Annotated in this window: 19 protein-coding genes; 9 read left to right on the top strand and 10 right to left on the bottom strand. The window is 62.3% G+C overall.

The features are described 5' to 3' along the window. Positions 1 to 95 precede the first annotated feature (95 nt). Genes prpC through CKW35_RS00425 form a run of 3 tightly spaced genes read right to left on the bottom strand, consistent with a single transcriptional unit; the run spans position 96 to position 2,885 of the window. Positions 96 to 1,223, bottom strand: coding sequence for a 2-methylcitrate synthase (gene prpC, locus CKW35_RS00435; RefSeq protein ID WP_016485913.1), 1,128 nt, complete (start codon positions 1,221 to 1,223; stop codon positions 96 to 98). A gap of 58 nt (positions 1,224 to 1,281) precedes the next feature. Next, positions 1,282 to 2,172 carry a methylisocitrate lyase gene (prpB, locus tag CKW35_RS00430; RefSeq protein WP_016485912.1) on the bottom strand — a complete coding sequence of 297 codons (891 nt, stop codon included), beginning with the start codon at positions 2,170 to 2,172 and terminating at the stop codon, positions 1,282 to 1,284. Beyond that, positions 2,169 to 2,885, bottom strand: coding sequence for a GntR family transcriptional regulator (locus tag CKW35_RS00425; protein ID WP_016485911.1), 717 nt, complete (start codon positions 2,883 to 2,885; stop codon positions 2,169 to 2,171). Before CKW35_RS00425 ends, prpB begins: the two co-directional genes overlap by 4 nt. A 306-nt stretch (positions 2,886 to 3,191) precedes the next feature. Between CKW35_RS00425 and CKW35_RS00420 the strand changes: the two genes are divergently transcribed. From CKW35_RS00420 to CKW35_RS00400, 5 genes are all read left to right on the top strand, one after another. Then, complete coding sequence (locus tag CKW35_RS00420; protein WP_016485910.1) at positions 3,192 to 3,728, top strand: ATP-dependent zinc protease; 537 nt, start codon at positions 3,192 to 3,194, stop codon at positions 3,726 to 3,728. A gap of 5 nt (positions 3,729 to 3,733) precedes the next feature. Next, positions 3,734 to 5,269 carry an inactive transglutaminase family protein gene (locus CKW35_RS00415; protein ID WP_016485909.1) on the top strand — a complete coding sequence of 512 codons (1,536 nt, stop codon included), beginning with the start codon at positions 3,734 to 3,736 and terminating at the stop codon, positions 5,267 to 5,269. Further along, on the top strand, positions 5,269 to 6,249 hold the full coding sequence (locus CKW35_RS00410; protein WP_023048389.1) for an alpha-L-glutamate ligase-like protein: 981 nt from the start codon (positions 5,269 to 5,271) through the stop codon (positions 6,247 to 6,249). The genes CKW35_RS00415 and CKW35_RS00410 overlap by 1 nt, the downstream gene beginning before the upstream one ends. A gap of 208 nt (positions 6,250 to 6,457) precedes the next feature. Then, positions 6,458 to 7,801, top strand: a complete 1,344-nt coding sequence (gene pabB, locus CKW35_RS00405; RefSeq protein WP_016485907.1) for an aminodeoxychorismate synthase component I — start codon at positions 6,458 to 6,460, stop codon at positions 7,799 to 7,801. A 79-nt stretch (positions 7,802 to 7,880) separates the two neighbouring features. After that, positions 7,881 to 8,615, top strand: coding sequence for a phosphoadenylyl-sulfate reductase (locus CKW35_RS00400; RefSeq protein ID WP_016500538.1), 735 nt, complete (start codon positions 7,881 to 7,883; stop codon positions 8,613 to 8,615). A 39-nt stretch (positions 8,616 to 8,654) separates the two neighbouring features. Here the strand turns inward: CKW35_RS00400 and cysB are convergent, their stop codons facing one another. The 3 genes from cysB to CKW35_RS00385 form a co-directional block, all read right to left on the bottom strand. Then, positions 8,655 to 9,629 carry an HTH-type transcriptional regulator CysB gene (gene cysB, locus CKW35_RS00395; RefSeq protein WP_016485905.1) on the bottom strand — a complete coding sequence of 325 codons (975 nt, stop codon included), beginning with the start codon at positions 9,627 to 9,629 and terminating at the stop codon, positions 8,655 to 8,657. 128 nt (positions 9,630 to 9,757) lie between these two features. Then, positions 9,758 to 10,255, bottom strand: a complete 498-nt coding sequence (locus CKW35_RS00390) for a universal stress protein (protein ID WP_016485904.1) — start codon at positions 10,253 to 10,255, stop codon at positions 9,758 to 9,760. Between the two features lie 135 nt (positions 10,256 to 10,390). Beyond that, positions 10,391 to 11,338, bottom strand: a complete 948-nt coding sequence (locus CKW35_RS00385; protein ID WP_060518840.1) for a putative 2-dehydropantoate 2-reductase — start codon at positions 11,336 to 11,338, stop codon at positions 10,391 to 10,393. A 233-nt stretch (positions 11,339 to 11,571) separates the two neighbouring features. Here CKW35_RS00385 and CKW35_RS00380 point away from each other — a divergent pair, with 233 nt between their 5' ends. After that, positions 11,572 to 12,648: a 3-deoxy-7-phosphoheptulonate synthase gene (locus tag CKW35_RS00380; protein WP_016485902.1), complete on the top strand. Its 1,077-nt coding sequence runs from the start codon at positions 11,572 to 11,574 to the stop codon at positions 12,646 to 12,648. 52 nt (positions 12,649 to 12,700) lie between these two features. Here CKW35_RS00380 and CKW35_RS00375 read toward each other — a convergent pair whose 3' ends face one another. Then, positions 12,701 to 12,982 carry a GNAT family N-acetyltransferase gene (locus tag CKW35_RS00375; protein ID WP_003250290.1) on the bottom strand — a complete coding sequence of 94 codons (282 nt, stop codon included), beginning with the start codon at positions 12,980 to 12,982 and terminating at the stop codon, positions 12,701 to 12,703. Between the two features lie 508 nt (positions 12,983 to 13,490). Here CKW35_RS00375 and oprI point away from each other — a divergent pair. Then, a complete protein-coding gene (gene oprI, locus CKW35_RS00370) occupies positions 13,491 to 13,742 on the top strand; it encodes an outer membrane lipoprotei OprI (RefSeq protein WP_003259780.1) in 252 nt (83 codons plus the stop codon). 132 nt (positions 13,743 to 13,874) lie between these two features. Here oprI and CKW35_RS00365 read toward each other — a convergent pair whose 3' ends face one another. The 3 genes from CKW35_RS00365 to CKW35_RS00355 all read right to left on the bottom strand — a co-directional run bounded on the left by CKW35_RS00365 (position 13,875) and on the right by CKW35_RS00355 (position 15,920). Then, complete coding sequence (locus CKW35_RS00365) at positions 13,875 to 14,852, bottom strand: L,D-transpeptidase family protein (protein ID WP_095114691.1); 978 nt, start codon at positions 14,850 to 14,852, stop codon at positions 13,875 to 13,877. A 113-nt stretch (positions 14,853 to 14,965) separates the two neighbouring features. Then, positions 14,966 to 15,256, bottom strand: a complete 291-nt coding sequence (locus tag CKW35_RS00360) for a hypothetical protein (protein WP_016485900.1) — start codon at positions 15,254 to 15,256, stop codon at positions 14,966 to 14,968. Between the two features lie 58 nt (positions 15,257 to 15,314). Next, on the bottom strand, positions 15,315 to 15,920 hold the full coding sequence (locus tag CKW35_RS00355) for an arylesterase (RefSeq protein ID WP_016485899.1): 606 nt from the start codon (positions 15,918 to 15,920) through the stop codon (positions 15,315 to 15,317). A 10-nt stretch (positions 15,921 to 15,930) separates the two neighbouring features. On the opposite strand from CKW35_RS00355, the gene CKW35_RS00350 reads away from it, so the two are divergent. Together CKW35_RS00350 and CKW35_RS00345 are read left to right on the top strand one after the other, a co-directional pair. Further along, complete coding sequence (locus CKW35_RS00350; protein ID WP_016485898.1) at positions 15,931 to 16,614, top strand: ABC transporter ATP-binding protein; 684 nt, start codon at positions 15,931 to 15,933, stop codon at positions 16,612 to 16,614. Next, complete coding sequence (locus tag CKW35_RS00345; protein WP_095114689.1) at positions 16,614 to 19,121, top strand: ABC transporter permease; 2,508 nt, start codon at positions 16,614 to 16,616, stop codon at positions 19,119 to 19,121. Before CKW35_RS00350 ends, CKW35_RS00345 begins: the two co-directional genes overlap by 1 nt. Positions 19,122 to 19,140: the final 19 nt, after the last annotated feature.

Raw genomic sequence — 19,140 nt, 5'->3', positions numbered from 1 at the left:
CAGGTGCAGCGCAAGCCTCAAGGGCGGTGCAACACCTGTAGGCGCTGGCTTGCCGGCGATGAGGCCGGACCAGGCCACCCCACAGGTTCGGTCTGTCAGCGCTGCTCGATGGGCACGAACTGACGCTGCTCGACGCCGACATACTCGGCGCTCGGGCGGATGATGCGGTTGTTGGCGCGCTGCTCGAAGACGTGCGCCGCCCAGCCGGTCAGGCGCGAACAGACGAAGATCGGGGTGAACAGCTTGGTCGGAATGCCCATGAAGTGATACGCCGACGCATGGTAGAAGTCAGCGTTGGGGAACAGGCGCTTCTGCTCCCACATGGTCTTGTCGATGGCTTCGGAAACCGGGTACAGCACGGTGTCGCCCACTTCGTCAGCCAACTGCTTCGACCAGCCCTTGATCACCTCGTTGCGCGGGTCGGACTCTTTGTAGATGGCGTGGCCAAAGCCCATGATCTTGTCCTTGCGCTCCAGCATGCGCAGCAGCTCGGCAGTGGCTTCCTGCGGGCTCTGGAAACGCTCGATCAACTCCATCGCTGCCTCGTTGGCCCCCCCGTGCAGCGGGCCGCGCAGCGAACCGATGGCGGCCGTGACGCAGGAGTACAGGTCGGACAAGGTCGACGCGCAGACGCGGGCGGTGAAGGTCGAGGCGTTGAACTCGTGCTCGGCGTAGAGGATCAGCGACACATTCATGACCTTGACGTGCAGCTCGCTCGGCTTCTTGCCGTGCAGCAGATGCAGGAAGTGGCCGCCGAGCGTGTCTTCGTCACTGGTGCAGTCGATGCGTACGCCATGGTGGGTAAAGCGGTACCAGTAGCACATCACTGCCGGGAACAGCGCCAGCAAGCGGTCGGTCTTGTCACGCTGGGCTTCAAAAGTCAGCTCTGGCTCCAGAGTGCCCAACACCGAGCAACCGGTGCGCATCACGTCCATCGGGTGAGCGTCACGCGGGATACGTTCCAGGACTTCTTTCAAGGCTTGCGGCAGGTCACGCAGGCCCTTGAGCTTGCGCTTGTAGTCATCCAGCTCGGCCTGGGAGGGTAGTTCGCCGTACAGCAGCAGGTAAGCGACTTCTTCGAATTCGGCACCTGCTGCCAGGTCACGTACGTCGTAACCGCGATAGGTCAGCCCGGCACCGGCCTGGCCCACGGTCGACAGTGCGGTCTGGCCGGCCACCTGACCGCGCAGACCTGCGCCACTGAGTACTTTCGCTTCGGCCATGGTGTTTCTCCTTTCTTGAACTTGTTATGGATTTGCTCTGGCTAATTCGGGGTGTTGCTCAGCCCTTTTTCTGGGCAAACAGCGCGTCGAGGCTCTGCTCGAAGGCGTGATAACCAATGGCATCGTAGAGCTCCATGCGGGTCTGCATGGTGTCGATCACGTTTTTCTGGGTGCCGTCGCGGCGCAGCGCGGTGTATACGTTCTCGGCCGCCTTGTTCATGGCTCGGAACGCCGACAGCGGGTACAGCACCAGAGACACGTCGACCGAGGCCAGCTCTTCGGTGGTATACAGCGGCGTGGCGCCGAATTCGGTGATATTGGCGAGAATCGGTGCCTTCACCCGATCAGCGAACGTCTTGTACATCTGCAACTCGGTGATGGCCTCCGGGAAGATCATGTCGGCGCCAGCCTCGATGCACGCCTCGGCGCGATCAAGGGCTGCGTTCAGGCCTTCGACGGCCAGGGCATCGGTACGCGCCATGATCACGAAGCTGTCGTCGCTGCGGGCATCGACGGCCGCCTTGATGCGGTCGACCATTTCCTGCTGGCTGACGATTTCCTTGTTCGGGCGGTGGCCACAGCGTTTGGCGCCAACCTGGTCCTCGATATGGATGGCGGCAGCGCCGAACTTGCTCATCGAGCGCACGGTGCGGGCGACGTTGAAAGCCGACGCACCGAAGCCGGTGTCGACATCCACCAGCAACGGCACGTCGCACACGTCGGTAATCCGGCGCACATCGGTGAGCACGTCGTCCAGGCCGGTGATGCCCAGGTCCGGCAGGCCCAGCGAGCCTGCGGCCACACCGCCACCGGACAGGTAAATGGCCTTGAAGCCGGCGCGCTTGGCCAGCAGCGCATGGTTGGCGTTGATGGCGCCAACCACCTGCAGTGGATGCTCGGCGGCAACGGCATCGCGAAAACGCTGACCGGGGGTGCTCTTCACAGTCATTTCTCACCTCGTGGGCTGTTGTTGTGGGCGTCCAGATAGTGACGCTCGATGTTGCGCTTGGACGCGCCGATGTGGCGGCGCATCAGGAGTTCGGCCAGCTCGCCGTCACGGTCGGCGATGGCATCGAGTATGCGGTGGTGTTCGGCAAAAGCCTGGCGTGGCCGATTGGGCGTGGCAGAGAACTGGATGCGATACATGCGCACCAATTGGTACAGTTCGCCGCACAGCATCTTGACCAAGGTCTGGTTGCCGCTGCCCTGGATGATCCGGTAATGGAAGTCGTAGTCGCCTTCCTGCTGGTAGTAACCCAGGCCGGCCTGAAACGCAGCATCGCGCTCATGGGTATCGAGCACCCGGCGCAGTTCGTCGATGTCGCCTTGGCTCATGCGCTCGGCAGCCAGGCGGCAGGCCATGCCTTCCAGCGACTCGCGAATTTCGTAGAGCTCGATCAGCTCGGCGTGGTTCAACGACACCACGCGCGCCCCAACATGCGGCACGCGCACTAACAGGCGCTGGCCCTCCAGGCGGTGGATGGCCTCGCGCAGCGGCCCGCGGCTGATGCCGTAGGTGCGCGCCAGCTCCGGCTCGGAAATCTTGCTGCCGGGGGCGATTTCGCCCTTGACGATGGCCGCCTGAATGCGCCTGAAGACGTTTTCAGACAAGGTTTCCGTTTCGTCTGTCAGCACCGGGCTGGGGGTGGAAAGGTCCTGCATATTGTCGACACCTTGAAAATCTATTCGCCAGAAATTAGCGAACTAAAGCGACCCAGTCAAAGAAAAAATGAATATTGTCGACAATCGTCTAAGAACGAACTAACCCCGCCCAGGTGATGTCAGATCGCGCACCGCTGGCGTCAAGACGTCGGCGTGATAGAATGCCGCGCCTCCGTTGGGGTATGGATAGCCTGTCTGTCATACATTCATGCTTGTTGACAGATACAAGAGGAAGGTTGCGCAGTCGTTGCCAGTCGCCTTGACCAGAACCTTGCCTAGAACCTTGCACTGCACCGCGCCAGGATTATGAGACTTACACCCGTTTTATTGCTGCTATGCCTCACCCTGCTGCCGGCCCTTGGCCAAGCTGCGGGCAAGACCGTCTATGGCCTGAACGAATATGCACGGCTGGGCGACCTGGACCTGGAAGTGGCTGCCAAGCTCGACACCGGTGCCAAGACCGCCTCGCTCAGCGCCCGTGACATCAAGCGCTTCAAGCGCAACGGCGAAAGCTGGGTGCGCTTCTACCTGGCCATCGATGCTGCCCATTCGCACCCGATCGAGCGTCCGCTGGCACGCGTGAGCAAGATCAAGCGCCGGGCCGGCGACTATGATGCCGAATCGGGCAAGGCCTACACGGCACGCCCGGTCATCGAACTTGAAATCTGCATGGGCCAGGCCATGCGCACCATCGAAGTCAACCTCACCGACCGCAGCGCCTTCCAGTTCCCGCTGCTGATCGGCTCCGAGGCGCTCAAGCACTTCGACGCGCTGGTCGACCCAAGCCTTAAATATGCGGCCGGCAAACCTGCCTGTGCCACCGACGCTCCCAAAGCAGAGTAATCCCGATGCGCTCTCTTACCCTCCATCTGAAAGTCCTGATCACCGTACTGGTGCTACTGGGCGTGGCGGTCACGGCCTATCAGATCTTCTTCCTCGGCATTCCGGTGACCGAAGACGAAACCGACGACCTGTGGAACATCGACGCCAAGGTCGAGTTTGTGGCCAGCACCAAGGACCCGGTCAAGGTGCAGATGTTCGTGCCACCACTGAACCGCGACTACGTGAGCCTCAACGAGAGCTTCATCTCCAACAATTACGGGGTGAGCGTCAACCGCGCCGACGGCAACCGCAAGGTCACCTGGTCGGCCCGTCGCGCCAGCGGCAACCAGACCCTCTACTACCGCCTGGTGCTTACCAAGCGCTACAGCAACGAAAAGACCACGGTCAAAGGCCCGACCTTCCGGGACAGCCTGGCTATCGAAGGCCCCGAGAAGATCGCCGCCGAAGCCCTGATGGCGCCGATTCGCCAGCACTCCGCCGACGTCGAGACCTTCGTCAGCGAGACCATCAAGCGTGTCAACAACCTCAACGACGACAACGTCAAGCTGCTGCTGGCCGGCGACACCTCACCGATGAAGAAAGCTCAGGTCATCGACCTGCTGTTGTCGATTGCCCACGTGCCGATGGAAAAGGTGCACACCATCCGCCTGGTGGCTGACACCCCGCAAACCCCGGAGCTATGGCTGCGCAGCTTCAACGGTAACGACTGGCTGTACTTCAACCCCGACACCGGTGAACAAGGCCTGCCCAACGATCGCCTGCTGTGGTGGACCGGTGACGACAACCTGATCACCGTCGATGGCGGCAAGAAGGCCAACGTTACCTTCAGCATGAACAACAGCGAGATGAACGCCATCCGCCTGGCCAAGCTGACCGACGAGAACACCGACGCCGACTTCCTCGAGTATTCGCTGTACGGCCTGCCGTTGCAGACCCAGCAAACCTTCATGATCATGGTAATGATCCCGATCGGCGTGCTGGTGATTCTGGTCCTGCGCAACCTGGTCGGCCTGCAGACCCTGGGTACCTTCACCCCGGTGCTGATCGCCCTGGCGTTCCGCGAAACGCAGCTAGGCTTCGGCATCGTGCTGTTCACGGTGATTACCGCCCTTGGCCTGTCGCTACGCTCGTACCTTGAACACCTCAAGCTGCAAATGCTGCCACGCCTGTCGGTGGTGCTGACCTTCGTCGTGGTGCTGATCGCAGCCATCAGCCTGTTCAGCCACAAGCTCGGCCTTGAGCGCGGGCTGTCGGTGGCGCTGTTCCCGATGGTGATCCTGACCATGACCATCGAGCGCCTGTCGATCACCTGGGAAGAGCGTGGCGGTGGCCATGCCATGAAAGTGGCCATTGGCACCCTGTTTGCCGCCTCGGTGGCGCACCTGCTGATGATGGTGCCCGAGCTGGTGTACTTCGTGTTCACGTTCCCGGCCGTGCTGCTGATCCTGGTGGGCTTCATGCTGGCGATGGGCCGCTATCGTGGCTACCGCCTGACCGAACTTCTCCGCTTCAAGGCATTCCTGAAGAAGGCTGACGCCTGATGTTTGGCCTGATCAAGACGTGGAAAGCCCTGGAGGCCCGGGGCATCATGGGTATCAACCGGCGCAACGCGGACTACGTGTTGAAGTACAACAAGCGCAGCCTGTACCCGATCGTCGACGACAAGATCATCACCAAGGAGCGCGCCCTGGCGGCCGGCATCCATGTGCCGGAAATGTACGGCATCATCGAAACCGAGAAAGAAATCGAGAAGCTCGACCAGATCATTGGCGGGCGCAGTGATTTCGTCATCAAGCCGGCGCAAGGCGCCGGCGGTGATGGCATCCTGGTGATCGCCGACCGCTTCGAGGACCGCTACCGCACGGTATCGGGCAAGATCATCAGCCATGAGGAAATCGAGCACCAGATTTCGAGCATCCTCACTGGCCTGTACTCGCTGGGCGGGCACCGCGACCGGGCGCTGATCGAGTACCGGGTTACCCCCGACCAGATCTTCAAAAGCATCAGTTACGAAGGTGTGCCGGACATCCGCATCATTGTACTGATGGGTTACCCGGTAATGGCCATGCTGCGCCTGCCGACCCGCCAGTCCGGCGGCAAGGCCAACCTGCACCAGGGCGCCATCGGCGTAGGCGTTGACCTGGCCACCGGCGTAACCCTGCGCGGTACCTGGCTGAACAACATCATCAGCAAGCACCCGGATACCACCAACGCAGTGGACGGCGTGCAGTTGCCGAACTGGGACGGTTTCATGAAACTGGCCGCCGGCTGCTATGAACTGTGCGGGCTGGGTTACATCGGTGTGGACATGGTACTGGACCAGGAGAAGGGCCCACTGATTCTTGAGCTCAACGCCCGTCCGGGCCTGAACATCCAGATTGCCAACGACTGCGGCCTGACCCAGCGCACACATGCCATCGAGGCGCACATCGAAGCACTGGCCAAGGACGGCATCACCGAAGATGCCGAACAGCGGGTTCGGGTAGCTCAGGGTTTGTTCGGGCACGTGCCTAACCGCTGAAGTGCCGGGGCTGCCTGGCAGCCTTTTCGCAGCACAAGGCTGCTCCTACAGGTACTGCGCAGGTTTCCAGGGCTGCGTTTCACCTGTAGGAGCAGCCTTGTGCTGCGAATGGGCCAAACACTCTGTTGAATGTCGCGCCCAGTGCTAGGCGCTTTTCCTGCACAGGTCTACAATCGCCCTCCTCGCTTTTACATCGCCGTCCACACTGATGCCGACCTGTACGCTTTACCCCCTGCCCTACCAGCCCGACCCTGCCGCGTATTTCGCCCGCCTGCGCCAGGCCCCTGGGGCGATTCTGCTGGACAGCGCCCGCCCCGGCGCCGAACGCGGCCGCTTCGACCTGCTCAGCGCGTGGCCGCTGCAGCAGCTTCAAGCGCACCCCGGTGAACAAGGCCGCGCCTTCCTCCAACGCTTGCGCGCCGGCCTGGCGCAACTGGGCCATGCGCAACTGCCCGAAGGCAGCGCGCTACCCTTCGCCGGGGGCCTGATCGGCTACCTGAGCTACGATTTCGGCCGCCGTCTGGAACACCTGCCCAGCCTGGCTGTGGACGACCTTGGCCTGCCCGACGCACAACTGGGTCTGTATGCCTGGGCACTGGTCAGTGACCATATGCATGGCACCAGTCAACTGGTGTTCCACCCAAGCCTGGCAGACAGCGAACGTGAACGCCTGATCACGCTTTTCGAAAGCGCCAGCAGCACCGCAATTGGCGACTTCCAGTTGCGCGCGCCGATGGCCGGCGACCTGCAGCCTGAACAGTACCGGGCCGCCTTCGATCAGGTACAACGCTACATCCAGGCCGGCGATTGCTACCAGATCAACCTTACCCAACGCTTCCGCGCACCCTGCCAAGGTGACCCCTGGCGGGCCTATCAGGCCCTGCGGCAAGCCTGCCCGACGCCGTTTTCCGGCTACCAGCAACTGGCCGACGGCAGCGCGTTGCTGAGCTTTTCGCCTGAGCGCTTCATCCGCGTCAGCCAGGGCCAGGTTGAGACCCGACCAATCAAGGGCACGCGCCCACGTGCCCACGACCCGGTTGAAGACAAGCGCAATGCCGAAGAGCTGCTGCACAGCCCCAAAGACCGCTCGGAAAACCTGATGATCGTCGACCTGCTGCGCAACGACCTCGGGCGTACCTGCAAGATCGGTTCGGTGAAGGTACCGGAGCTGTTCAGCCTGGAGAGCTACCCTAACGTCCACCATCTGGTCAGCAGCATCACCGGCCAGTTGGCCAGCGACAAGGATGCCCTGGACCTGATCGGCGACAGCTTCCCCGGCGGCTCGATCACCGGGGCGCCGAAGATTCGCGCCATGCAGATCATCGACGAGCTGGAGCCGGCGCGCCGGGCGCTGTACTGCGGCTCGCTGCTGTATGTGGACGTGCGCGGCGAGATGGACAGCTCGATTGCCATTCGCAGCCTGCTGGTCAAAGACGGCCAGGTCAGTTGCTGGGGCGGCGGTGCCGTGGTGGCCGACTCCGAGTGGCAGGCCGAATATGAAGAGTCGATCGCCAAGGTGCGGGTGCTGATGCAGACCTTGCAGGGCCTGTGAGTCCGTCTAGCCCGCGTTTTTTTGTTACCATCACCTCACTACGAGCGCACAGCGCCACAGCCAAGATGGAAACCGCCTGATGAGCCAACCCTTCGACGTCGCCGCCCTGGCCGCGACCTACGCCAACAAGTCCCCACAGGATATTCTGAAGCTCGCCTTCGAGCATTTTGGTGATGACCTGTGGATTTCCTTCAGCGGCGCCGAGGACGTGGTGCTGGTCGACATGGCCTGGAAGCTGAACAAGCAGGTCAAGGTGTTCAGCCTCGACACCGGCCGCCTGCACCCGGAGACCTACCGGTTCATCGACCAGGTGCGCGAGCAGTACAACCTGCCGATTGAACTGCTCAGCCCCGACCGTGCCAAACTCGACCCGTTCGTCAAGGAAAAGGGCCTGTTCAGCTTCTACAAGGACGGCCACGGCGAGTGCTGCGGTATTCGCAAGATCGAGCCGCTGCGCCGCAAGTTGGCCACCGTGAGCGCCTGGGCTACCGGCCAGCGCCGCGACCAGAGCCCAGGCACCCGCAGCCAGGTGGCGGCACTGGAAATCGACAGCGCTTTCTCCACGCCCGAGCGCACCCTCTACAAATTCAACCCGCTGGCGCAGATGAGCAGTGAAGAAGTGTGGGGTTATATCCGCATGCTTGAGCTGCCATACAACAGCCTGCATGAGCGCGGCTTCATCAGCATCGGCTGCGAGCCATGCACCCGCCCGGTACTGCCAAACCAGCATGAGCGCGAAGGGCGTTGGTGGTGGGAAGAGTCAACGCAGAAGGAATGCGGGTTGCACGCAGGCAACCTGATCAGCAAGGCTTGAGATAGCCGGGGCTGCTTTGCAGCCCCCAGCAATCGTGGATCAGTGCACCGGCAGCTCAACACCGGCAAACAGCTCTTCGAGCTCTTGCTTGTTATGGCACTGAATGGCTTTGGCCATCACTTCGCGAGTCAGGTGCGGGGCAAACTTCTCGATGAAGTCGCACATGAAGCCACGCAGGAAGGTGCCACGGCGGAAGCCGATCTTGGTGATGCTGGCCTCGAACAGCTCGCTGGCATCCAGGGCCACCAGGTCATTGTCGAGTTTGGCGTCCACGGCCATACCCGCGACGATACCCACGCCCAGCCCAAGGCGCACATAGGTCTTGATCACGTCGGCGTCTGCCGCGGTAAACACCACTTTTGGCGTGAGGCCACGGTGGTTGAAGGCTTCGTCCAGCTTCGAGCGCCCGGTGAAACCAAACACATAGGTCACGATCGGGTATTCGGCAACTGCTTCGAGGGTGAGTTTCGGCAGCTTGGCCAGCGGATGCCCCTGGGGCACCACAACACAGCGGTTCCACTTGTAGCACGGCATCATGATCAGGTCGCCAAACAGCTCCAGCGCCTCGGTGGCGATGGCGAAGTCGACCGTACCGTCCGCAGCCATCTCGGCAATCTGCATGGGCGAACCCTGGTGCATGTGCAGCGACACTTCCGGGTATTGCTTGATGAAACTGCTGATCACCGGCGGCAAGGCATAGCGCGCCTGGGTGTGGGTGGTGGCGATGGACAGCGTCCCCTTCTTCTCGTTAGAGAATTCCTGGGCGATCTGCTTGATGCTCTCGACCTTGCGCAGGATTTCGCCGGCGGTATTGATGATGCGCTCACCGGCCGGCGTGACACGGGTCAGGTGCTTGCCGCTGCGAGCAAAGACTTCAACACCCAGTTCGTCTTCGAGCAGGCGGATCTGCTTGCTGATACCAGGCTGGGAGGTATACAGGCTCTGCGCCGTCGCGGAGACGTTGAGGTCATGGTGCGCCACTTCCCAGATGTAGCGCAGTTGTTGAAGCTTCATAGGTTCCCCTCGGTTCAGCGATGAGTCCGCGGCAGCAGGCAGCGACGATATATAACTATATTAGTGGTTCTGGAAATAAATCTAGAACTATTTTGTTACATGCCCCCGCAAACAGCCTACGGCCATCTTCACACTTTCCTACGCCCCAGATGCTGCGCCAACGGCACCATGTACACCGGCACCGGCGACAGCTGCAGCAGCCGCACCGCCGTACGCCCCAAGGGCACATCCACACCGGCACCGGCGCTGTGGCTGCCGAAAATCAACAGGTCAACGCTCAACCGCTGCGCCTGGTCAAGGATCACCTGCGCGGGGTCACCTTGGCGTACCCGCACCGCTTTGATCACTGCCAGGTCGGCCTCCTCGCCCAGCTCATCGCGGAAGCTCTCCAGCACGCGCTGCTCAATGTTGGCCATCACCGTGCTCACCCCCTGGCTGTGCAACTGGTCAAGCGTCTGCTCATCGAGATAGCTTTGCAGCAGGGATTCGGCGAATTGCCCCATTGGCTCCACCGCATGGATCACATACAGCTCGGCATTGAACGTGCGCGCCAAGGCCAGCGCGTGCTGCATCACAAAAGGGGCGTAGACACCGAGGTCGGTGGCGTACAGCATGGAGCGGATCATTCGACCTCCTCGACTGCCGCAGCGGCAGAGCAAGCTTCAGCTTAGCAGCGCACCGGACACACGCTTTGCCGTCCGGCGCGCTACCGGCACGGGCTGGAGGCCCCGCAAAATCGCGCCATCGGGGTCAAAGCCAGCTCAGCGGGGTCGATCGCTGTCGTCGAGAAAACTCAGTGCCTGGTACAACATTTCGGTGCGTGGCAAGCTGCAGCCTGCCGCACGTGCACGCGCCAGCGGTTCAGCATAGATAGCCTGCAGTTCCAACGGGCGCATGAGGGCATAGTCGTGATACATACTTGGCCAGTAGTCGGGCATGCGCTCAGTCATCTGGAACAGGTGCTCGGCATAGCCCTCGGGCAATACGTGCCCGCAGGCGCCAGCGCCTTGCACCACCTCAGCCATCAAGGCCTGTATCAGGGCACGGCTGTGGCTGCTTGCCATCAGCCCGGTGGTGCCTTCACCCAGCAGCACCGACAGGCCGTTATAAGGCACGTTCCATACAAGCTTCTGCCAGCGCGCCAAGTCCAGGTTCGGCATGGCCTGCGAATCGATGCCCGCCGCCTGAAACAACCCGGCACCTTCCCTGACAACTGCGGCACCACCCTCACGGGCCGGCCCACTGTGATAGCCCAGGTTGACCGCCCCCAGGGCCTGGTGACGAATTACACCCGGCGCGTGGCGGTTGACGCAGATGAAGCACAGGCCGCCGAGCAGGTGCATGTCGCCACGTAATGCCGGACGCAGCTGCTCTTCCACACCCAGGCCGTTTTGCAGCAGTAAAACCTTGGCGCCCGGCGCAGCAGCCTGCACGATCACAGGCGCCAGCTGGTCATTGCTGGTGGCCTTGGCACCGACCAGTAACCAGTCGCAAGCCGGCATATCTGCGGCATTGGCATAGGCCTGCACCTTCATCAGCAGCTTGCCGTGCACCGCACTGTCCAGCGCCAACCCCTGTTCGCGTACAACCTGATACTCGCTGCGCAGCAGAAAATGCACGTCGAAACCCGCGCGAGCCAGCATCACACCATAGAAGCCACCGATAGCCCCACTGCCAATGATGCCAATGCGTGGTGTGTGCGGATGCATGCGGACCTCCCGGGAAATATCAGCCTTCTTTTTACACCGCTTGCGCACTGTCAGGTAGCCCATCGACACCAGCGCGCTAAAGGAGCAGGTAAAACAGCACGCTGACGGGACTTGCGCCCATTGTCGCGCCACCCGTAACGCGCTAAGGTTCGGCTCCCCGCTGCGATTATTCTTGCTGCTGGGCCGCACGGGGATAGTTGGCGGCCGGCACCCGTGACCTGACGAGTAACACGATGGCTGATTTACCGATCGATGACTTGAACGTTGCCTCCAACGAGACCCTGATCACCCCCGATCAGCTCAAGAAGGAAATCCCCCTCAGCGCCAAGGCCCTGCAGACCGTGACTGCCGGCCGTGAAGTGGTGCGCAATATTCTCGACGGCAAGGACCATCGCCTGTTCGTCGTGGTCGGCCCTTGCTCCATCCACGACATCAAGGCCGCCCACGAATACGCCGAGCGCCTGAAGGTACTGGCCGAAGAAGTGTCCGATACGCTGTACCTGGTCATGCGTGTGTACTTCGAAAAGCCGCGCACCACCGTCGGCTGGAAAGGCCTGATCAACGACCCGTACCTGGATGACTCGTTCAAGATCCAGGATGGCCTGCACATCGGCCGTCAGTTGCTGCTGGATCTGGCCGAAATGGGCCTGCCGACCGCTACCGAAGCACTGGACCCGATTTCCCCGCAATACCTGCAAGACCTGATCAGCTGGTCGGCCATCGGCGCCCGCACCACCGAATCGCAGACCCACCGCGAAATGGCCTCAGGCCTGTCCTCGGCGGTCGGCTTCAAGAACGGCACTGATGGCGGCCTGACCGTTGCCATCAATGCCCTGCAGTCGGTGTCCAAGCCACACCGCTTCCTCGGCATCAACCAGGAAGGCGGCGTGTCGATCGTCACCACCAAGGGTAATCCGTATGGCCACGTGGTACTGCGCGGCGGTAACGGCAAGCCTAACTACGACTCGGTCAGCGTCGCCCTGTGCGAGCAGGACCTGGCCAAGGCCAAGATCAAGGCCAATATCATGGTCGATTGCAGCCACGCCAACTCCAACAAGGACCCGGCCCTGCAACCACTGGTAATGGAGAACGTTGCCAACCAGATTCTGGAAGGCAACCAGTCGATCATCGGCCTGATGGTCGAAAGCCACCTGAACTGGGGCTGCCAGTCGATTCCGAAAGATTTGAACGAATTGCAGTACGGCGTCTCGATTACCGACTCGTGCATCGACTGGTCGGCGACCGAGAAGACCCTGCGCAGCATGCACGCCAAGCTCAAGGATGTGCTGCCGCAGCGTAAGCGTGGCTGAGTGATGTAGAAAAAGCGGGGGCGCGAAGCGGCCCCGCTTTTTTAGGGGTGCGTCAGGCCTTGCTCGAGTGCCGCTGCTGGCGCTCCATGTAGCGTTCCACATATGAGCAGGACGGGATCACCGTGTAGCCCATCTGTTCAGCGTACTCCAGAGCCCGCTCGGTCAGTGCGGCAGCAATGCCGCGGCCCCGCAAGGCGTTGGGCACGAAGGTGCGATAGATGTCCAGCGTCTGCTTGCCCAGATCCATGTACGTAAGATAGGCACGATGACCGTCCACGTTGGTCTCGAACTGATGACCGGCCTGGTCATGGTGGATGGTCAGCGCTTCGCTCATCACTACTCCTCGCAGGTCTTCTCGGCAGACCCATACCTTAACCGATGGTGGTTTATCCGGCGCAAAATCCTCGACGCCACCTGTTGCCCCTTCGACCTCTGGACGATTGTAATCGTTCGAAGCCTCTGGCACTCACAAGATAGTAGGCGCCGCGAATGGGATTGCTCAAGGTGGCGGTGGCTAAAAAAGGGTGAAAATGCTGAGAGAGCGACTCTTCCCTGTACGCTCAATAGCCGCCGGATGTTGTAGGGCTTAAGACGTCCAAAGACAGTTAAAGTCACCGTTAGTTCAACAAAAAAGTTCCTGTACTACAACAGCTTGGGAACCGTGCACGTTTTTTTCACGTGCGCGTCGCAAATCTTGTCGGGACGGCGTCTAGCCACATTTTTTTTGCAGTTCTTGCGCTCAGTCAGTTTACTTACTACAAGTAATGGGTACTATGTACGCCGGCCAGTTTCTCTTTCCTGAGAGATGGCTCTTTAATAGAAAGTCCTTGAAGGGGAACACGATGAACAACGTTCTGAAATTCTCTGCTCTGGCTCTGGCCGCAGTTCTGGCTACCGGTTGCAGCAGCGTATCCAAAGAAACCGAAGCTCGTCTGACTGCGACTGAAGACGCAGCAGCTCGCGCTCAAGCTCGTGCTGACGAAGCCTACCGTAAGGCTGACGACGCACTGGCAGCCGCTCAGAAGGCTCAGCAGACCGCTGACGAAGCCAACGAGCGCGCTCTGCGTATGCTGGACAAAGCCAGCCGCAAGTAATAATCCTCACGGATTGTTAAGAAGCCGACCCACTTGTGGGTCGGCTTTTTTATTGCCTGCCAGCCAGGCAAACACGCCCGACATTCACGAAAAGGCCCGCACTTAGGCGGGCCGTGATGTGTCGCAATTACCTTACTGCAGTTCAGGCGGAATGCTCGACACCATTGGCGCGCCACCCTGGGTCTCGACCGGCACGGCAATTTCTACCGGCATGCCATCTTCTGCAGCCACCACGTCACGCACCATGTCCCAGTTCATGCGCAGGTTATTGGCCAAGTCTTCACGCTTGAGCAGCGCATTGATAACTGCGGTGTGTTTGTCGACCACCGAAGGGTTACCCTGATCGTCCAGCGGCGTGTGCGCCTCCAGATAGACCTTGCCGCCGCTGATACCGAACTTGTAAGGCTCATTGATGATGCGCACCGGAGTGCCCACAGGCACCATCTTCGACAGTTCCAGCACGTTGTTGTTGAGCATCCGGAAGCAGCCGTGGCTGGTACGCATGCCAATGCCGAACTTCTTGTTCGATCCATGGATCAAGTAGCCCGGCACGCCCAAGGTAAACTTGAACGGCCCCAGCGGGTTATCAGGGCCAGCCGGTACCACAGTCGGCAGGATGTCACCGTCCGCCGCGTGCTCTTTGCGGATCGAAGCGGGTGGCGTCCAGGTCGGATTCGGCGTCTTGGCGGTGATCTTGGTGTTGGCGATCGGCGAACCCCAACCCTCACGGCCAATGCCCAGCGGGAAGGTATGCACCACGTTCTGCCCTTTCGGGTAGTAGTACAGGCGGTACTCGGCCAGGTTGATGACAATGCCTTCACGCGGGCCCGGCGGCAGTACGTAGCGGGTCGGCAGGATGATCTCGGTACCGGCGCCCGGCAGCCAAGGGTCGACACCCGGGTTGGCGGCAATCATTTCCAGGTAGCCGAGGTCGTTGGCGGTGCCGATGTCGGCGAACGTGTCCTCGTACTTTGCCTTGATCAAATGCACCTGGCCCACGATGTCTTCACCGGGCGGTGGCAGTGGCAGCTCCAGCGCAGCAGCGGGGCCCGCTACCAGCAGGGCGGCCAGGGACAGGCTACGGGTGACGGCAGGAAAGCGCGGCAACATCCGGTAAATCCTTCGAAAGGTGGGTCAAGAGGATCGATTGTACACCCGCACCGATGCAAGCGGGAGGCATTGGCGCGATGCAAGCGTTTCAGATGATGAAAGGTGCGTGCCGTTCAGCTGGCTTGCAGCTCTGGCCAGACCGGGCGCATGCCGCGCCGTTGAGCGTCGAGGATGGCACGGCACAAGTCACACAGGCGGCTGTCGCGGTAGATCGCGCGCGGCACCCCTGACCAACGCGGCTGCGCTGGCAGCAGACCGCCGCACAAGGTACGGTCTACCGGCACGCCCAGCTCAAGCTGGCGGGCCACCAGGTGGACACGGATTTCCTGGCAGGCGAACAGGTCGAGCTGCTCGTCGGGCTCGATCAGTTGATAGGCATACAGGGACCAGGCAGGGCGCGGCATCGGGTGCACTCGAAACGGGGGGCGCAACATTAGCCGAAAGCCCGCCCCGTTTAAAGCATCACAGCAAGGGTTTTATCGCCGGCCAGGCATTTTCCAGCAGGCGCTGCTGGGCACCCTGGGCCGGGTGGATGCCATCGGCCTGCATCAATTCGGGCACCCCTCCTACCCCTTCGAGGAAAAACGGCACCAACGGCACCTGCATGTCCGCGGCCAGCTGCTCATACACCTTGGCAAAAGCGGTGGTATAGCGCACGCCGTAATTGGGTGGCAGGCGCATGCCCAGCAGCAGCACCTTGGCGCCGGCCTGCCGCGCGCTCCCGATCATCGAGGCAAGATTTTGTTGCAATTGCGCGGGCGGCTGCCCCCGCAGGCCATCGTTGCCGCCCAGCTCCAGCACCACCAGGTCCGGTTTATGCGCGGCAAGCAGCGCCGGGAGCCGCGCCTGGCCACCTGCGCTGGTGTCGCCACTGATTGACGCATTGATCACTTTGTCGTCGAAACCTTCGTCCTTGAGACGGGTCTGCAACAGGGTGACCCAACCCTGGCGGGTATCCAGGCCAAAACCGGCGCTGATACTATCGCCAACAACCAGCAGTGTTCCCGCCGCCGCGCTCTGGGCCAGGCAATACAGGGCCAGACCGGCACTCAACCACCACACTCGCATCGGATTCTCCATGGGCCCCAACATACTCGTTGCGCAGAACCTTAGCAAAGTGGTCCCCAGCGCGGAAGGTGACCTTACCATCCTCCACGCACTCTCCCTCGAGCTGGCCAAAGGCGACAGCCTGGCCATCGTCGGCGCCTCGGGCTCGGGCAAGTCGACCCTGCTCGGCCTACTCGCCGGCCTCGACCAGCCCAGCGCGGGCAAAGTCCTCCTCGCCGGCACCGACCTGGGGCCACTGGATGAAGACCAGCGCGCCCGGGTACGTGCCGAACATGTGGGCTTTGTGTTCCAGTCATTCCAGCTGCTCGACAGCCTGAATGCGCTGGAGAACGTGATGCTGCCACTGGAACTGGACGGCCGCCGCGACGCCCGCGAACAGGCGCGCAGCCTGCTGGAACGGGTCGGCCTGGGCAAGCGCCTGAGCCACACCCCGCGCCAACTGTCGGGCGGCGAACAGCAGCGGGTAGCCATCGCCCGCGCCTTCGCCGCGCAGCCTGCGGTGTTGTTTGCCGACGAACCCACCGGCAACCTCGACAGCCACACAGGCGAGCGCATCAGCGACTTGTTGTTTGAACTGAACAAAGAGCGCGGTACTACCCTGGTGCTGGTCACCCATGACGAACGCCTGGCCCGACGCTGCCGCCGCCAGATCCGCCTGGATGCGGGGCGCTTGGTGGCCCCGGTGGAGGCTTGATGAAACATATGCCGTTGTCCCGCCTGTACGGCCTGGCCCTGCGCCAGTTGCTACGCGACCTTCGCGCCAGCGAAGTACGCGTGCTGTTCTTCGCCCTGCTGGTGGCGGTGGCAGCCAGCACCGCCATCGGCTACTTCGGTGCACGCCTGAATGGCGCCATGCAACTGCGCGCCAGCGAATTCCTGGGCGCCGACCTGGTGCTACAGGGCAGTGCCCCCGCTCGCGAGCAACAGATCGCTACCGGCACGGCACTTGGCTTGCGCCACGCGCAGGTGATCGAGTTCACCAGTGTGGTGGGCGGCGACAACGGCATCCAGTTGTCCAGCGTCAAGGCCGCCGACGCTGCCTACCCATTGCGCGGGCAGGTACGCAGCGCACCGGCGCCCTATGCAGAGGAAATACCTGGTGGCGGCCCGGCACCTGGCGAGGCGTGGGTCGAGCCCCGCCTGTTGGCGGCGCTGGGGCTGGCGATTGGCGACAGCATCGACGTAGGCATGAAAACCCTGCGCATGAGCCGTGTGCTTACTTACGAACCGGACCGCGCCAACAACTTCTACAGCCTTACCCCAAGGGTGATGATGAACCTGGCCGACCTGGAAGCCACCGGTGTTATCCAGCCTGGCAGCCGGGTTACCTACCGCGACCTGTGGCGCGGCGATGCCGAGGCACTGACCCAATACCGCCAGGCCGTGGAAAAAGACCTGGCCGCCAACCAGCGCTTGCGCGACACACGCGATGGCAACCAGCAGATCGGTGGCGCCTTGGGCAAGGCCGAACGCTACCTGAACATGGCGAGTCTGGTGGCGGTGCTGCTGGCCGGGGTCGCCGTGGCCCTGTCGGCCAGCCGTTATGCCGCTCGGCGCCTGGATGCCAGCGCGCTGCTGCGCTGCCTGGGGCTCTCACGCCGCCAGGCACTGGGCCTGTATTGCCTGCAGTTGGCCATGCTCGGCCTGGTCGCCGCCTTTGCCGGCGCCCTGCTCGGCTGGCTGGCACAGCTGGGCCTGTTCCGCTTGCTGCACGGCCTGCTGCCGAGCGTGGTGCCGGCCGGCGGCATCGTCCCTGCCCTGGCTGGCATCGGCACCGGGCTGGTTGCACTGGCCGGCTTCGCCCTGCCGCCGATTGCTGCCTTGGGCCAAGTCCCGCCACTGCGGGTGCTGCGCCGTGATCTGTTGCCGATACCACCGAGCAGCTGGTTGGTGTACGGCGCCGCACTGTTTGCCTTGGGCCTGATCATGTGGCGCCTGAGCCTTGACCTGCTGCTCACCTTCGCCCTGCTCGGTGGCGGGCTGGTCGCCGCGCTACTGCTCGGTGGCTTGCTTTTGCTCGGCTTGCGCAGCCTGCGCCGGCTGTTGGCCGGCGCACCACTGGCCTGGCGCCTGGGGCTGGGCCAGTTGCTGCGCCACCCCACGGCAGCCGCCGGCCAGGCCTTGGCCTTCGGCCTGATCCTGCTCGCCATGGGGTTGGTCGCCCTGCTACGCGCAGAACTGCTCGACACCTGGCAAGCTCAGTTGCCAAAGGATGCCCCCAACCACTTCGCCCTGAACATCCTGCCGGATGACCGTGAACCGTTCGCTGAACGGCTGCATCAGGTCAATGCCACTTCAGCACCGCTATACCCGGTAACGCCCGGGCGCCTGGTGCAAATCAACCAGCAACCGGTACAGCAAATCGTCAGCAAGGATTCGGCGGGTGAGCGCGCCGTGCAGCGCGACCTCAGCCTGACCTGGGCCGCCGAGCTGCCCGAAGGCAATGCACTGACCGCCGGCAAGTGGTGGCAAGCCTTGCCCGCCGACGACGAGCCCCCTGGCGTTTCGGTGGAGGCCGAGCTGGCCAGCAGCCTGAAGCTTAAAATGGGCGACCTGCTGACCTTCGACATCGGCGGCCAGCAGCGCCAAGCGCGGGTCAGCAGCCTTCGCAGCGTGCACTGGGACAGCTTCCAGCCAAACTTCTACATGATCTTCCAGCCCGGCACGCTGCAGGGGCTACCGACCACCTACCTGACCAGCTTCTATCTGGCGCCGGGCCACGACCTGGACGTGGTGGCGCTGTCACGGGCATTCCCGGCAGTGACCATCTTGCAGGTGGATGCCTTGCTCGACCAACTGCGCAGCATCCTCGCCCAGGTGACCCTGGCAGTGGAGTATGTACTGGTCTTTGTGCTGGCTGCCGGGCTGGCGGTGCTGTTTGCCGGTTTGCAGGCAACGCTGGATGAACGCATTCGCCAGGGTGCCTTGCTCCGTGCGCTGGGGGCCGGCCGACCATTGCTGGTCAAGGCACGGCGTATCGAGTTCGGCTTGCTGGGGGCAACCAGCGGATTGTTGGCCGCAGTGGGCTGTGAACTGATTACCCTGGTGCTGTACCGCTATGCCTTCGACTTGCAGTGGAGCCCGCACCCGTGGCTGCTGGCGTTGCCGCTGGCGGGGGCGCTGCTGGTGGGCGGTGCCGGAGTACTGGGCACGCGGCGGGCGTTGAATGCCAGCCCGTTGACGGTGTTGCGCGAGGGTTGAGGGTTACCTGCACCGGCCC

The sequence above is a fragment of the Pseudomonas sp. Irchel 3F3 genome, assembly GCF_900187545.1.
GTDB lineage: Bacteria > Pseudomonadota > Gammaproteobacteria > Pseudomonadales > Pseudomonadaceae > Aquipseudomonas > Aquipseudomonas fortuita.
This window is presented reverse-complemented; position numbering and strand designations above follow the sequence as displayed.